General features: G+C 53.4%; 9 protein-coding genes. 6 read left to right on the forward strand and 3 right to left on the reverse strand.

Going from position 1 to position 16052, the window contains the following annotated elements:
* Positions 1 to 72: 72 nt before the first annotated feature.
* Both ACSQ27_RS09380 and ACSQ27_RS09385 read left to right on the forward strand, forming a co-directional pair.
* Positions 73 to 1230 (forward strand): PIN domain-containing protein, encoded by a 1158-nt coding sequence (locus ACSQ27_RS09380; protein WP_436155174.1) that lies wholly within the window; start codon positions 73 to 75, stop codon positions 1228 to 1230.
* A gap of 38 nt (positions 1231 to 1268) precedes the next feature.
* Complete coding sequence (locus tag ACSQ27_RS09385; RefSeq protein ID WP_436155175.1) at positions 1269 to 1583, forward strand: hypothetical protein; 315 nt, start codon at positions 1269 to 1271, stop codon at positions 1581 to 1583.
* Positions 1584 to 1679: 96 nt separating this feature from the next.
* On the opposite strand, the gene ACSQ27_RS09390 is transcribed toward ACSQ27_RS09385, so the two are convergent.
* From ACSQ27_RS09390 to ACSQ27_RS09400, 3 genes are read right to left on the reverse strand one after another with little or no spacing between them, the layout of a single operon-like run.
* A complete protein-coding gene (locus ACSQ27_RS09390; protein WP_436155176.1) occupies positions 1680 to 4787 on the reverse strand; it encodes an AAA family ATPase in 3108 nt (1035 codons plus the stop codon).
* Entirely contained in the window at positions 4780 to 6543 is a 1764-nt protein-coding gene (locus tag ACSQ27_RS09395; RefSeq protein ID WP_436155177.1) for a hypothetical protein, read from the reverse strand. Before ACSQ27_RS09395 ends, ACSQ27_RS09390 begins: the two co-directional genes overlap by 8 nt.
* A gap of 56 nt (positions 6544 to 6599) precedes the next feature.
* Complete coding sequence (locus ACSQ27_RS09400) at positions 6600 to 6797, reverse strand: type II toxin-antitoxin system RelB/DinJ family antitoxin (protein WP_436155178.1); 198 nt, start codon at positions 6795 to 6797, stop codon at positions 6600 to 6602.
* A 430-nt stretch (positions 6798 to 7227) separates the two neighbouring features.
* Here ACSQ27_RS09400 and ACSQ27_RS09405 point away from each other — a divergent pair, with 430 nt between their 5' ends.
* From ACSQ27_RS09405 to ACSQ27_RS09420, 4 genes are all read left to right on the forward strand, one after another.
* Positions 7228 to 9291, forward strand: coding sequence for a DUF4238 domain-containing protein (locus ACSQ27_RS09405; RefSeq protein ID WP_436155179.1), 2064 nt, complete (start codon positions 7228 to 7230; stop codon positions 9289 to 9291).
* Positions 9292 to 9983: 692 nt separating this feature from the next.
* Complete coding sequence (locus tag ACSQ27_RS09410) at positions 9984 to 14276, forward strand: hypothetical protein (RefSeq protein WP_436155180.1); 4293 nt, start codon at positions 9984 to 9986, stop codon at positions 14274 to 14276.
* 147 nt (positions 14277 to 14423) lie between these two features.
* Positions 14424 to 15647 (forward strand): hypothetical protein, encoded by a 1224-nt coding sequence (locus tag ACSQ27_RS09415; protein ID WP_436155181.1) that lies wholly within the window; start codon positions 14424 to 14426, stop codon positions 15645 to 15647.
* A gap of 36 nt (positions 15648 to 15683) precedes the next feature.
* Positions 15684 to 16019, forward strand: coding sequence for a hypothetical protein (locus ACSQ27_RS09420; protein WP_436155182.1), 336 nt, complete (start codon positions 15684 to 15686; stop codon positions 16017 to 16019).
* The last annotated feature ends 33 nt before the right edge of the window (positions 16020 to 16052 follow it).

A 16052-nucleotide genomic window follows, 5' to 3' on the forward strand; every position in this document is an offset into this window, starting at 1 on the left:
TATGTGCCTGTTGTATCGTGGCGTGTCAGCGGTATTTAACAACACGCTATCCGAGACAGGTGAGAATCCGGTATGCCCAAAAACTTACCAACCGCCGCCCAAGCTTGGGAAGAACTCACCTTCTTCTCGATCGACACTAATCTGATTCAGGCTGCAGGCTATAACTTTGCGCAAGGCGCACTACATCAGCTGCCGAATCAACTGCCCAAGTCGATCGGACTGCAGCTGCCGGAGATAGTGGTCAGCGAGATCGTGAAGCATCGGATGGATCCGGTACTTAAGGCACACAAGCAGCTACAAGGTGCTGCTGATGAACTGCATCGGCAGACAACAATTGACGTCTCACAAGTCCGTAACTCTGTTGACAAGCTCAACGCCATTGAGGTAGCCACTCAGCAGTTCACCCAACAGGTTCACGACTATGCGGCCCTGTGTCGAGGCGCCGTTTTGCCCACGGTGGGTGCTGACGCAGTAAGAAGCCTGTTTGCGGACTACTTCGCCCAGAGGCCGCCATTCGGCCTAAGCGAGAAAAAGAAGTCAGAGTTTCCGGATGCTATGTGCCTATGGCAGCTAGAGCAGTACGCTAACGATAACGACACCATTGGGATCATCGCATCGGACGACAAAGGGTGGAAGCAATATGCGGACGAGTCGGCAACACTGTACTGCGCTGGTTCGATTGACGAGTTGGCGGCGCTCTTCGTTGCGACCAACGAACACGCCGAATCCATCAAGGCGAAGATTGCAGCCGCGGTGCAAGACGGCGGGTCGCCGTTGGATACCGAACTCGCGAACGCGCTTAGGCAACACATTGCTAACGCGGAGTGGGACGCTTCGGAGGCCTACACAGGCTCCTCGCACAGGCTCGAGGCGGATGTCTACGAGGCAAATCTTGTCGAATACAACATCGACGGCGAGATAAGTGTCTGGTCTGCGAAGGGTGAACCTACCACGTGGATCGCCGAACTAACGGTACGCGTCAAGGCGAACATATCCGTGTCCGTTGAGTTCTTTGCCTGGGACTCCATCGACAGAGAGGAGCTGAGTCTTGGATCACAAGAGTTCCCCACAGAGACAGTGGTCGATGTTGAGGTCTTTCTGACCTGCACAGACGTGCACCTGGAAACCGAGCCGAACGACTGGGACACCGAAATCGAGATCGCTGACGGCAGCTACTCCCTAGAAGGATTTGAGGCCGAGCTGGACTACGGCCCACCGGACGACGAGTAATTCAATAGAGCTCCCGCTACCTTAAGGAGGAATAACCCATGAAGAAAATCTTGATGCTTTATCTGTTCGCACTGTTTTCAACTGCTACACAGGCACAGATGATGTTTGGTAATGTAGATTGTGGACGTTGGGTGAAGAACCAAAACGCGATTAACAAAACATGGGTCGCCGGCTTCGTAAGTGGTCTCTCTCTCCAATATGCTGCTGCAAATCCGAATGCCCGCGACCCACTAGGTGAAATAACGTCCTTCGATCAGATAAATGTTTGGCTGGACAACTGGTGTCGGGATAACCCGCTAAAAGACGCAAGCGTAGGGCTCTACTTCTTGTTTGAACAGTTGAAGAAGAAGTAGCCAATCAGTATGTTTGGAGGCATGTGGACAGTCACTCTCGATCAGCTATCTGCGCGATATCAATTTGCGCAGGGACGCTACGAAGCTCGATGCACGTCAGCGCGCAAGAACGATCTTCTTAAAACGATCTTCTCCTAGAAACTCAAACTTTCTTTGAAAGAGCGCGGCCAACTTGGCATCGGCGGTCGCAAAAAAGATCTGCTTGCGTGTCCCTACTGCCAGATCGCGCAGGTAGTCGAGAAACGAAAGAGCATTCAGATCATCTATGTGGGCTACTGGATCATCGATCAACATCACTGGTGGTGCACGCTCGGCGCTGCGATTCAGCGCCAGGAAAATCGACAAGGCGAGTGCCGCTCGTTGCCCTGTGCTCACCTGATTGACGCCACGGTCATGATTCCCTTCGCGAGTTGACAGCAAGGCTTCTCCGTGAAAATCTCCCAGGACATACTCGGCCGGCGAGTGAATCCTCGCAAAGATGTCGCTGACATTCCCGCGAATGGATTCGAGCGCCTCCTTTGTTGCCTTTTCCAGCGAGTGTTCTTGGATGACGCGCGACAGAACGTCATTGGCCTTTGAGAAATTCTCCCGGCGCGCGGACAGGTCTCGCAATTGCTCCGTTGCTTCGTGCAGTTCCTCGGTCTTCTTGCCCAGATCGGTTCGCGCTGTCACCTCACTGCGTTCAGCGTGCTGCGCACGGTCAAAGGCCTCGATGGCTTGCTCGATCGCAAGCTGAAGCGTCTCGAACGGCTGATCGACCTCAAGACTGATCAGTTCTTCCGCCTCCCGAATGAAATCCAGCGACGCCTTGACCGAACTCGATGCGCGGTCCACTGTTGTGACCACTTGAGCCGGAGCCACTCCTTGAGCGGCCGCGATCCCCGCGTCCGCAGCAGCTTGGGCCGCCCGGCTTGCCAGTTCTGTCAAGCGTTCGCGCAATTCCGAACTCGCGCTCTGATCTTTCTCCAAATCCGCCCGCCACGCTTCAAGATGGCGGTTCACGACGTCCAGCTCGGCCACGTTCTCTTCGGAGCCGATAATGGCTGCGGCCGCGTTGCGAACGTCCTCGTATCCAACCCAGTCCGTGCCGAATCGACTCAGCGAATCGGTCGCCGATTCAAGCCGCTCAAGTTCAGCGGTCAGGGAGGCAAGTTCGGTATTTTTGGCAAACATCTGCTCCCTTAGTTCGCCGGCAATCGCCAAATCGGATGCGCCGCTCGAAGTGGCATAACGCTCGAGGGATTTGAGAGATGCAAGTGCATCACGCTCGCGCTCGGCGCGCTGCCTAGATGCCTGAACGGCCTGACGCAAACCATCTGTCAAGGAGGGATCCTCGGCTGCGACAAGCGTACTGATCTTGCGCAGTAGCTCGTCGTCGCTATGAAATGTTCCGCACACAGGGCAATGTGTTGAGTCACCCGTCCGGTCGATGACGGACTGGGCGACCTCGCGAAGATCGACTCGGAGAGCCGCGAGCGATTGACCGATTCGCTCACGTTGCTGAAGGCTTTCGATGCCAGTGCGTTCTTGTTGCTCGGCGAGCTCCAAGTTTGTTGCTACGGCCTCTTTCGCATCGCGGATTGGGCGTGATGCGTACTCCGTTGGTAGATCCACGACAGCATCCGGGGATTGACCTCCAAGTGCAGCACGCGTCGCCGCGACTGCCGCCTTCACACTCTGAAGTGATGCCGCCAGCGAGGGAACGCCTGCCTCACAGTAGGATGCCCAAAGCTGGATAGCTTGAAGTGATGCCTGGCGTTCCTTTGCGAGCACATCACTGGCGACTAGTTCATCACCCGCTATCCTGTACTCCTCGGCTACAAGGCGTATCGCTGACAGTGTTCGTGCGAGCACCGCGGACCGATCATGCAAGGCCTTCACCGTTGTCGGGATGGACGGAGAAACAGAGAGTGCTTGGCGAATGCCGCGGGAGAGGGATTCCAGATGAGTGCGGTCGGATTGATTCATAGGAGCGCCGTCGTCGGCAAGCGACCATTTGGCCCCGAGGTCGCGCAGACCCGATCTAAACGTTTTAGCAAGAGCCGTCGACTCCGTCGGCGTTCCTTGGAGGCGCTTAACCTCATTGCCCAACAACTCCGTCTGCTTGAACAGGATCGGAACCCGTTCATCAGCACCAAGGCTCTTGGCCAAAGACTCATCGAGAAGTTTCGTGAGGTAGGTCCACAGTGTTGACACCTCCGGACCTACCAGCAGCAGACTCAAATCTTCCTTAATCTTTTCGGCGTTCGTCTCACTAGAGAGGCGAAAAGCCGCATCGGTGTCAAGAAAATTAAAACGTGTAAATGCGTGCGTGATCGCGCTGGACTGCTGATTGGAACGGCCATACCAAGCAAGGTTACGTGCTTTGATAGTCGCGGCAGCAGTAGTGCTCTTAACTTGTACAAGAGTGCCGGTCGGTGTGAGGATGTCGCCTTCAATATCGCGAAAGACGGCTTCGGGATCTCTGCGAACACGTCCACAGTAAAGTGCCTCGACGGATTCAAGAAGAGAAGTTTTGCCGGAGCCGTTCTGACCAAAGATGAGATTGACGTCACCAAAAGAGAACACCCGGCCACTGATTGAGGGACGAAACTCTCCGACGCGGAAAGTTCTGAGTAGGCCTGTGCCAAGAGGGTCATCCAATGCCGGTGTCACTTTTGCGGCTGTATTGGTTTCGGCGACGAATGCCTCTCCGCTACCAATCAGTTCTAGCATGCGCGTGCGCGGGCGCTGCTCCAGCACCACGCCGAGCGATGCGGCCTGCAAAAGTTCGGCCCATCGGCTGCTCGCGTCGTCGCTGACGTCCGCTGCCGTTGCGCGCGTCGACACATCGTCTAGACGGCCCAGCAGATCCTCTTCCGAGAGAACAAACTTTCGAGCGAAATGCCGGTCTCCCTCGATTCGCGCCTTCGCCTTGAGGAACTCCGCGTTTTGGCGGGAGTTCGGTCCAGCCCAGAAATACAGATAGCTGTTCCACCGTTGGTCACCGTCGGCCTTGAAGAAATCGGTGCCGAGCAGACGTTCCTGGAAATTGGATAGTTCGCGCCATCGTTCAACCACGTGATCCGACAAATCGACATATGCCGTGGCGTAGGCTTTGCCACCGTAGTGGCGCTCACCCCGTAGGATGCCATTGCCAAGATCCTTGACGTCCGCAAGTCTCTCGCTGATCGCACGACGCACTGTTTCTGCTGCATCAGCCATGAATATCTCCCGTATCTTCTAAAGGTGGAACAGCCATGAAATCGGTCTTGTCTTCCATGGCGTCGTCGAAACGAGTAAGCGCTGCGATGGGGGCGAATCTGGGCTGGCCGAATTCGCGGTAGATGATGCACAGCCGTGTCTGGTGTGGTCCGCCGGCTTGGCGGAGCAGTTCATACAACATGTCCGCTTTGTTCTCCAGGTCACGCGCCGGTGGCGACTCTCCCAGATAGACGACTAGCGTCGGCAGGTTGTCGACGGTGAGAACATTGAAGTGGGGATTGGCCCTTGTCCATCTCACGGTTGAGCCTGCATCGACGCCAACGACCTGCGGTGGCCAATAGTCGCCGTTCAACAGCTCATGGTGAATCTGTCCGACGGGCGTGAGCCTTTCGTGCCTGAATCCGTTTGCCGCAACGTCTTGGACCACAGTAATCCGCCGTACTACTTCATCTTCGGCGATCTGGCACGAATCAATCTGCTGAATTGAGTGCCAAGCCTCACGCCCGGAAATGGCGCCCGCGCTCAAGGCAAGTACCCGTTCGATGGCAAGCGGATCAGCCTCGGCCAGTACATGCGCTAATGCAACCTGGGCTGGCACATTGCCGGCGACGAAGGCATTAAAGCCGGTCTCGGGTGCGGCTGCTTCTGGTGTCCAAGTCGTGGTGGCTGTATTCCATTCATAGCGCTGAACTGTGCCGGGGCCATTGCGGTTGGCCATGACCGCGTTTCCCAACGTGAGCAGTTTGGGAACCAGAAGTTGAAATACGGCCTCGTCATAGTGAAAGAGAAGCGCGTGACGACGTTCCTTCATGTAGGCGTAATACAAGCCTTGGTTGTGATTTGGAATGACAACCGCATCGTCGGATGAGCACTCTTCTGCAGGGCAGTACCAGGTAGACCCTGCGATGTTGTTCCACGCTTCAATCGGAGTTCCAGGATCGCCGTGCTGAATGATCGAGTGTGCCCAGTTGAGACAGACAATATGGCAGTTCGTTGCTCTTGCGTCGATTCCAAAAGTCGTCGCGCGGTAGCGCCGGTAAGCGGTGTTCCTGGGACTGGGATTGAGTTGGATATGAATGAGCGTCGAACGATCATTGAAATCGCTTAGCCATTGGTCAGTCAGCGCGAAGGCGTCGGAACAAATGATGACTGCTGCCGTTAGGTGCCCGGTGTTGCCCCTGAATCGATATATCAGTGATCCCCGTCGCAGCAGACCTTCCTCGAAGAAGATGTTGTCGCGAGATGGAAATGTCTTGAACTGAACTAGCGCAACCAACTGCACCGATTGGTCTTGTCGGATTGCCTGAAACAGTAAGACGACCGGGTCAAGGAGCGCTCGATCGAGCGCAAGACCAGCCCATGGTTCATGCAGTACCAGGCACTGGCCGGCGACTTCTTGTTTAAACTGTTCAAGGCCAGCTTCCGTGATGCTTTCGCTGCCGAGGACCCATAGCGCATCGGTGGCCGGAGTCAATCCGCCTTCAATAGCGCCCTTCAGCGCCCTCCAGGGCAGAAAATATTCCGGCGTGACCGCAAGATGCGCTCCGCTTGCGCGAGCAAGTTCTAGGAAATTTCGACCCTTCGCTGAAGCCACATCGGATTCAAAAGGGCCGATTCGTTGGTTGCTCGCGAAGATCGGGCCACTAGGTTGCATCAATAACGTGGTGTATCGCCTTTCGGTTGGGCGCAGCATTTCCAAGTCGGGCGGCAACAGGCCGTGATCCCGCAATACGTCGGCAACGTCTCGGGTCGGCATCTAGCGCTGCGTCTCGATATAAAAGACATGCTCACTTGTGAGCGTCTGACATGCGGTCATCGCTTCTTCCGATCAGCACGGGGAGGTGCACGATTGATGTCAAAAGGAAGGGCTTTGTCCGTCGCGACGCGGACCAACGGCATCCGAATGGCACCCGAAACGGACAAGCCTATCTCGGCCAAGACGGTGGCGGCTTCCTCCTTGATGTGCCTGTCAATGCGGGCACGAACAACATCGGCATTGGCCATCGGCATGCACTTGGAATTGTGGAACTACAGTGTGGCTCAATTGAGCTTGCGAGTCACTTACTTTTTGTCACCGAGGGCATGGCCAGTTGATTTGTTCATAAGCTGTCGCTGCTCTCGCACGCGTCCATAGCTGGACTTGCCTAAGGTTTTATCACTCCCAATTTCCCTCTGCTTTTAAAACAAGCAGGGTAGTACCACCATAGGCCAAATTTTGGTGGAACTCAGCAGCCAGGGGCGGTTTCGGGACCATCTCCTCCAATTGGAGGGGGCGCCGAGCAAGTCCACAAGTCACTATGTGGGTCGAGGGCTGGGGCGCCATAAGACGCCAGGGATCTAACGAGATAAACACACCCATACATTAGACAAAAGGCCGGCTACAGTGCACAGATGATCAAGCGATCCGTATAACTGCAAACCTACAACTCCGAAAGACAACTTGGCTGGACGCAAGCAACATTACCTGCCGCAGCATCTGCTCCGAGGCTTTGAGGCATCGAGAACTGGCAAGAAGTCTCAAGTGGTTGTTAACAAGAAGGGGACGACAGCGTACAAGACTTCAACCGAAGGTGTCGCTGCCCAGCGCGACTTTTATTCGCAACCTGGCGACGGAGTCACTGACACGCTGGACGACATCATCACCGACTTTGAAAGTACCATTTTTAACCCGTTTCTCGATCGAGTCAGAACCGCGCCACCCAATGAGCCAGTGGATAGTGAGGACGCGGCCAGCGCCGTCGTTCATCTAACCATAAGGGCCGCGCACCTTCGTGGATCGTTTGCCCATCTCGCACGGAAGATGGTCACTCGATTCGATGAAATACTGAAGAATCCAGAACACGTCCGAGAGTTATTTGGCGTTGACTCTACGAGCCCAAAATCTCTTTTGGCAGAAGAAATTCAAAGGACATTCGATGAACTGCCGAGCGCAGCTTTAACTGCAAAGGAGCGGGGAATACTCGAAAAGATGGCGCACTTCAGGGCACGCGAAAAACTCGGCGCGCAGATGCCCAAGTCTGCCACTGTCATGCGCGAGTACCTCTCAATGTTGGAGGAGGCGGTTCCCAATATGGTTGTGCAAGGCCACACAAAGGCTTTGGAGCAGTCCTTAGTTCCCACCGCGCGACTCGATTCGTTGAAAAAACTGCATTGGAAAGTCTTCGCAGTTGAGTCGCCAGATCATTTTGTGCTGCCTGATTGCGTTGCCGTTGCATGTGCGCCTTCCGGCCAGCTTCAGCCTGTTGCCATGAGCCCAAATGAGGAAATTTCTTGGATCGCGATGCCCGTTAGTGCGACTCAGGTGTTGGTCGGATACGGGGGGCAAGAACCGCCAATATTATCGAACCTGAACGAGCATTTCGCCAAGTGTTCTATAGAATTCTTTGTCAGTTCGATCCTCAGGCCCGATATTGAAACGCTCACTACGCACATCGGCGAAGCACTCGAACTCGCGACCCGTGACCTTATGGAGGAAAGCTTTGCCGCGGTGCGTCCTGTAATTGAGAAGCCGGTCGTTGAGATAAGCGCCTCCGACATACGAAATGTCCCGGTAGTCGTCCGATCAGGCGCCAACGCGATGAGAGACATCAGTGATTCGATCCGGCAGATATTTACCCTGCAGTGCGGTGCACGTGAAGCGGATCGTCTGGAATCGATCGTCGTTACAAACGATGTCCCTGGAGAGGTCGCACGTCTTTTCGGCCGGGATCTGTGGCCTTATGAAGCGGCGGTGACTATGCCCGGAACAGTGGAACTCATCCCTGGCACGACGCCCCTTACGCTGCGCCTGCTCTTGCCGGAATCGACTGGGCACCTATTGTTGGCCGAAGACGAGAGCCTGAGGCAATCAGCTACCTTGGTAGTCAGGCGCCTATTAGGGCGAGTGAGTTACCTTGATCACTGGTTTAGTTATCTCGCTCCTCTGGCGGACGGGCGTGTGTTTACAGCGAGACAGCACATTGCCTTGAACTTAATGCGGCGGTTTACCTCGCTTTACTATGGCTCCGTCGAGGTTGCGCTGGTGGCCACCGAGAATGACTTGCACAACGGCGAGCCTCTTTCTGGTCATGCTGTAACCACCGCCCTGGCTGCACTCGAAACCGCTCGCCATCAATTCCAATCGCACAAGAATGTAGATGCGCTGGTGGTGGACCTTATCCCAGCGATTGACATGCTGCTGGGGACACTTGCTGGATATTGCGGACAGCACCCACATGACTCTGAAAATCGTCCGATATTGCAAACTTCTCTCACCTGCGAACCCCTCGTTCACGCTGGGCTTTGGGATTGGGCGCTTCTCTTCAGGCGGGACTTGAATCGACACCACCAATCATTAACCCGTAAATCATCATCTGTAGACCAAATGCTCGCTCTGTCGGAGCATATGGAGCGGGTGCTTTGGCAGATTGGGATATTCCTCTCGGACATCGAGGAAGGCAAGATGTGGGTCGATGTCTGCGACGACGAGCGGCTGAAGATGGTCAAACAGGCTCTGAACTCTTAGTGACAGGGATACTCGCAACTACATCTGCCGAGCTTTATTGGTGCCAGGAGGACGAAAATGACTTTAATCGACAATCGTTTTTGGTTGAATAGCCTGACGCACTCTGCGTCGTTGGGAACGAAGCTCTATGAGTTTTATTAAGCTTTTCGTCAATCTATTGAGCCCTTCAAAGGCGGCTCCCGCGGAAGTTATCGCACCCTTAGAAAGCGTTGACCTAACCCGCTGGGCGCCACCCAGGCGGCCGCCTGAGCGCAAGGGGAAGCGCAAAACTCCCGAAGAGCTAGAAGCCGAGCGCTCAAGTCTGGCGGCACATATGCACGATCTTGCAGAGAAGCGAATTTCAAGGGACTTTTCTCGAGCGCAGGCTGCCGGCATCACACACTATCGTTGGCGATCCTGCGGGCTGAATGGCGGTGCTTGTGCCGCGTGCCTAAGTAGAGAAGGCAAGAAGTTCCGACTGGATAGTCGACCCGATCACGGTCATCCGGGAGAAGGAACGTGCGGCGAACGAGGCTTTTGCCGTTGCTACCCCGAGATGATCATTCCTGGGTTCAAATAGGCTGGTTTGAGTCTCAGTTGCAGGGAAGAACGATTCTCTATAGTGCAAATCGGCAACTAAACCGTAAGGTTTTTCTGCCTTGCGATCGCAAGTCGTGCCGAGAGCATGGCAATGTAAAAAGCGGGAGTAAAAATTGAAGCCAGTCCGTTTGCATCTTCATCGCACTTTTCTAAAAAGCAAAGCAGAGAGTACATCGGACAACATTGAAGAGTTCGGCGAAGACTTTTCGTCCTACTTTTCACGAGAAGTAACCAACTGGAACGACTTGATGGCCAAGCCACTTGTTGTTGTCTTAGGTGAGGCCGGCTCAGGAAAAACTTGGGAGTTTGAGGATCAGGCGAAACGCTTGGCCCTTGAAGGTAAACATGCCTTTTTCATACCTCTCACCAAGGTCACGTCCGTGGCTTCTTTTCTGAAAGCATTGTCAAGTCGACAGAGAGCATACAGAGAGTGGGTCCATTCAAATGAAACGGCGCATTTCTTTTTGGATGCCGTAGACGAGTCACGACTCAACGGCACCACGGTGCTGGAAAACGCACTTCAAGTCATCATGGATCAGCTACGCCCTCGCGCGGCGCGAATAACAATACTTCTGTCATCACGAATCTCTGATTGGCAAATAGCAGTTGTCAGAGATCTGGTCGACACTCAGGTTCGCTCTGTTATGAAAGCAGCCAAGTCACGTAAAGAAATAACTTTGACCAACGCAAGAAGCATTGCAACTTCTGCTGTTAATCAGGACGTGCAGTTGGAGGTTTTCCGACTGGCTCCGTTGTCGAATCAAGAGGCAAAGAGATTGGCTCAAGAACACGGAGCAAACCCCGTGGACGACTTTTGGCGCGATGTAGAAGATGGGGACTACCAATACATGGCGGGGCGACCAAGAGACGTTGAATGGCTGGCAAAGAGATGGACCAGGCTGAGAAAACTTGGTGAATACACCGAGCTCATTGAGGATGCGGTTACTCAACGACTTGCAGAGCGCAACGAAGGCTACATTGATGCTGGCGCATTACTTTCCCACGAGATGCTTCGTATAGGTGCGGAGCGTATTGCGGCCGCAATAGTCTTTTGCAAGAAACACTACGTTTGCTTTCCAGGTGAAGATCCAGGTGATTCTGATGTCGAGGTTGTAGCCACCCTACCCGAGTGGGATGTCAAGGAACAGAGAAGGCTGCTTGGAGTTGCGATTTTTGATGAGGCGACGTATGGCAGAGTTAAGTTCAACCACCGTTCGGTCCGAGAGTATCTTGCTGCCCACTGGGTGAATCGCCGGATAAAGGAAGGTTTGCCAATCTCCGATGCGGTAAACCTCTTTGGGGGAAACCCCTTTGGAGAGTCCGTTCTTTTGAACTCCACACGCGCCACCCTGTGCTGGTTGGCAGCAATAAATGTAGAGGTTAGAGAGTTTGTGATTGCGAATTTTCCAGAGATGCTGATGTTTGAGGGTGACCCATTTGCATGGACAGACGCCGAAATTTCAGATGCGCTGCAAGGATATGTGAGGCGACTCGAGGGCGGATTTCGTCCGGATTGGTGGAATGATTTAAGTGAACTTCGCCGAGTTGCACGCCGTATTCCCTCGTCACTTCTTAGCAATCTACTGCGAGCCCACCCCGACTCATATCGAGTTACACCCAAACTTCTAAATCTGGTTTATCACGGCCGTAAAGCGAACTGTTCCAACGATGTATTCGCGATTTATCAACTCAAGGGGAGTCAGTCGCGGTCACGACTTTACGCATTGCACGTTCTTTCCGCGATAGCGACGGCACCGCAACGGCATGCCATTAAGTCGGATTTACTCTCTTTGCGACTTAAAGGGAATGAATATGTTGCCGCAGCTCTGGAAGTCATAGGCATTGCGAATCTGAGTCGCGTGGAGCTGACCAGTCTTTTCCAAACTGCTGAAGAAGAATCAAACTACGGCGGCGGTCCAATGGCACGTGCGGTAGACAGTGTGTTGAAGGTGTGCACTCTTATGGAGGCCGTGCGAGTTCTGAAATCGCTCCTAGCGTCCCTCCCCGTATCAAGAGGGCGGCGACTTCTAACAAGCGATGTGGCAAAAAAGGATGGTTGGAAAATTCATGTCCTGCCAGAATGTTTTGCACGTGTGGTAGAGCAACTCGACGTAAAAGGCGAGAACGCGCCTCAAGTGCTGTTTGATGCTGCTCTTTATATTGAAGAGATTCGACATATCTCACATGCAACTGAGGAGGCGATGAGTCGCATTGCTCGCGCAACGGAAGTTCGACCCGTCTACCGCAGGACTCTCATTGAAACGATCGCTCGAAATGGCTCGGTATCAACGCTCCGTAGTCGACTATTTTATAGATCAAGTGCTCAAATAAGGATTACCTCAGCAGACATCAAGGATGCCGTTAGGTTGGCATCTACCGCAAATGATGTCGTAACACGTGATATTTGGTTTCAGATTGCGAGCGAGCTAGCATTCGACGAAAGGCCAAAGCAGCGGAAAGCGATATTGGATGAGTTGCTGAGAATCGACGGCGCGGAAAAGCAAGGAAGAAAAACGCATATAAGTGAAGAACAACGGCGCATCCGCAGGAGCACAGAACAAAAAACGAAATGGGAGTTTGAGCGCCTCGCTCGCGAGAAGGCCGGGGCTCAGCAAGTGGCCAGCGATCAGCGCCGACTGATTGCAGATATCTCCAGCCTGCGCGACGGAACAAACTTCAATGCCTTGCAGTTTCTAGTAGAGAAATCCGCCAATCACTCTTCTCGTGTGTCATACACAAACGTCAATCCAGAGTCTATAAAAGGAGAATTCGGCAAGAAGGTTGTAGAGGCATTCAGCCAAGGGCTTCAAAAATTCTGGAGGCTCAATGACACCCCGAATGTTCTGGAGTACGAATCTAATTCAGTCCCCTGGATCGGGTTGATAGGATTGGCGAGCCTTAATCACGCTTTCGCGTGCGGGCTCAGTATTCCTGCCCTATCTGACGATGACTTGGAGAAAGCGTGCCGCTTTTGTGTTTGGGAGTTGGATGAGCCACCCGAGTGGTTCGCAGAAGCTTCACGCAACCGGCCGTCCATCGTTATTCGTGCTTTGCGTCCTTGGGTGGAACATGAACTGCAAATGCGACAAGACAATACTCAGATGCCGAGAACTCTTGAACTCGTATATCAGAGTCCGCCCGAGACAAAGATACCTTTTCTGCGCGATGCTTTGAGTTTGGCAGCGCAAGACGACATTACAAACCATAGGCAGTCGAAGAGAATTTTTGATGCGGCATTAGCTCTAAATCTATTGGATGATCAGGCTGTGGGTGCGTGGGTGCAGAAAATGCTACGCGCACCTCGTGAGGTCATTGCTGTTGGAGCGAAGGTGACTTGGCTCAATGTCTGGATGGAGCATGACGTAAGCTCTGCTTGGCGGTGGATAAAATCCCATTTGAAGAGCTCCAGAATTCGAAAAGAAGAAGTGGCGTTGTGCGTCGCAAATGCCCTATCCTCTCGTTCAAACGAGAGCAAGCTGGCCATCAATAGTCTCAAGTCCATGCAAGCGTTGATGGAGATATACAAGTTTCTTTCGCCTTACGCAACGTTACCGCTTGAACAATCCCAAAGAGCCGGACACATACGACGCCCCGTTGAACAAGCAAGGAATGCCATACCAGCTCTGATTGCAAGGTTGCCTGGACCTCTGGCCAACAGCGCGCTTGTTGAGTTGGAGTCAATTGCGTTGAATGATGATGAGGAGCATTGGCTGCATTCTTCAGTTGTTTCACAGGCCGTTAGGGAAATTGAAAATCTACCCAACCACAGTCCGGCACAGCTGCAAACGCTAGGAGATGCATACTGTCGTGATCCACTTACTGGGGCTGAGCTGTTGCAACAAGTTATGGCAAGAATCAGTCACATCGCGGCGAACATTGAAAATGGCCCGTTTAGTGACAGATGCTTGTTCAAACCTGGAACTTCAGAAGAAGACCTGCAGTTATGGCTTGCAGCAAGATTGAACGACACCCCAAATAGGAAGTTTTCCTCTCGGTTTGTTGTTCATCGAGAGCCCGTTGTCGATGCAAAGAAAAGAACAGATATCGAGGTCAGCGCCAAGGGATTCAAAGTCTGCATAGAGATCAAGCCGTTGAACCGTCAGCGCTATAGTGCAGAACAATTGAGAACGACTTTAAAAAGTCAGCTCATCGAACGCTACCTTAAAGGTGGGCAAAACAGTCGTGATGGCATTTTGGTGCTTTTTTTGTTAGAAAACCGCGGCTGGTCGCTTCCGAAAATGCGTAAGCGAGCGAATTTTGCAGAATTGATTGGATTCCTCTCTTCAGAGGCGCTAAACCTTTGTGGACGCCACCAGGAGATCGACTCTTTGAAAGTAATTGGAATTGATTGCCGTGTTCCCGGAATGAGCAAACCCAAGGCATTCAGAGAAGTCGCTATCTCCTAACGGCCAAGATTGGTAATGCAGAAGCAGCAACGGTATTGCGCCTTGTAAGTGCCGCCTTAAAGGCTTTTTTAAACTCTCCGACGGCCGGAGGTCATCCGCGTTGAATCGCTCTGCTAGAGTTGCCCAACACTTATGGGGAGAGATTCTTTGTTCGGTCTAGAAAAAATATTCAACAAGCCACCCACTAGAAACAAGTTCGCCGACCTGGCAAGTGAACGGCTCAGGCAAGACCTCCCTCATCTAAGTTTCACCTACGACGAAGGGCAGTTCTGCCTCCGCGGTGACAACGGCCAGACGCTGTACCTCACCAATTTCTACGAAGACTTCTTGAAGAGCGACAAAGCAGCCCGCGCCGACCTGATGTCTCGATTGAGCAAGGTTGCTGAGGTACCCGCGATACCGAGTGATTTTGCCGAGGCGCGCGACAAGCTGCTGCCTGTCTTGCGGTATATGCCGGGCCTGGAACTAACCGTACTGGACGCGATGGACTGTGCGCTTGCGGAAGCGGATACCTGGAACATGCGCCCATTCGGCTCCATTTTGGGGATTGGCGTCGCCTTCGATACAGAAACCGTGGTTCAACAGGTGGGAGCTACGGCCTTCTCCGATTGGGGCGTGTCTGCCGATGAGGCACTTGCTATCGCCACAGACAATCTCCGGCACAAGGCGCCGCCATCTTTCACGCAGGCCATTCCGGGAACTTATGTCTCCCAATATGGCGATCTTTACGATGCCGCACGCATACTGCTTCCAGAACTCGCGTGGCAGCTGGAGCTGAACGGCAATCCAGTGGCAATGGTCCCCACCAGGGAATGTCTGTTGATCACGGGCGATAAGGACGAAACTGGTCTGGCTTTGTTGATGGCGCTGGCCAAGGACCGGATGGAAGCGACCTCCCGTCATCTTTCTCCGGAAATGTTCCGCCTGGAAGGTTCGGAATGGACTTCCTGGCAGCCTGAAGGCTCGAACCTCAATGAACTCCGCACCATGCGCCTATCGCACCGCTCCGGTGACTACGATGCTCAGAAAGAGGCACTCTGTCGGTTGTTTGAGAAAAAAGGCAATGACGCATTCGTCGCGAGCTTCCAGGCCGTGAAAAGCGCAAGCGGCGAGGTACTGACCTATTCAACCTTGAGTCTCCGTCTGCCAACTGTCTTGCCTCAGTCCGAACTGGTTGCACTTGTCGATCCAGGAGCGATTGGCGACGGTCCAGACCACCAGCCGTTTGTTGTCAAGTGGGAAACATTGGCGGAAGAGCTTGGTGCAGATCTGGTGAAGCTCCCCTATGTCTTGCCGCGCTATAGCGTTCTATTTGATCCCACAACTGACCAGCTCGACAGGTTGCGGTTAAAGGCTGTGAGCTTTTCCTAACGGCGCTACGGTATGAACATTTGAAAGCAGTAGGCAATGGACGATGACAAAGGAGCCAACGTGCTCAAGCCGCAGCAGCGATGGCAAACAAGGACGCTAATCAGGGCGCATCATTTGTTAGCGATGGGCGCCTTCATGGCGATAGTCACTTTATCTTGGGCGGATCAAATCCTAAAAGCGCTTCCGCTCAGGATCGTCCCTGACGAGGTGAAAGACCCCTCTGTGTTAATTCGGGTCGCAGTGTGGTTTGTGACCCGTTCACCTGGCATACAAATAGGGTTTTTTGTTGCTTCGTTCGCTTGGTATCTCTATGCAAATCTTCAGCTCTCACGCTTGAGCACCGAACAGAAACTACCCCTCGGTGTAGTCTAGCGACGTTGAACTCCGTCGAATTTGAAGTGAGCC

The sequence above is a fragment of the Polaromonas sp. LjRoot131 genome (genome assembly GCF_964252805.1).
Taxonomy (GTDB): domain Bacteria; phylum Pseudomonadota; class Gammaproteobacteria; order Burkholderiales; family Burkholderiaceae_C; genus Polaromonas.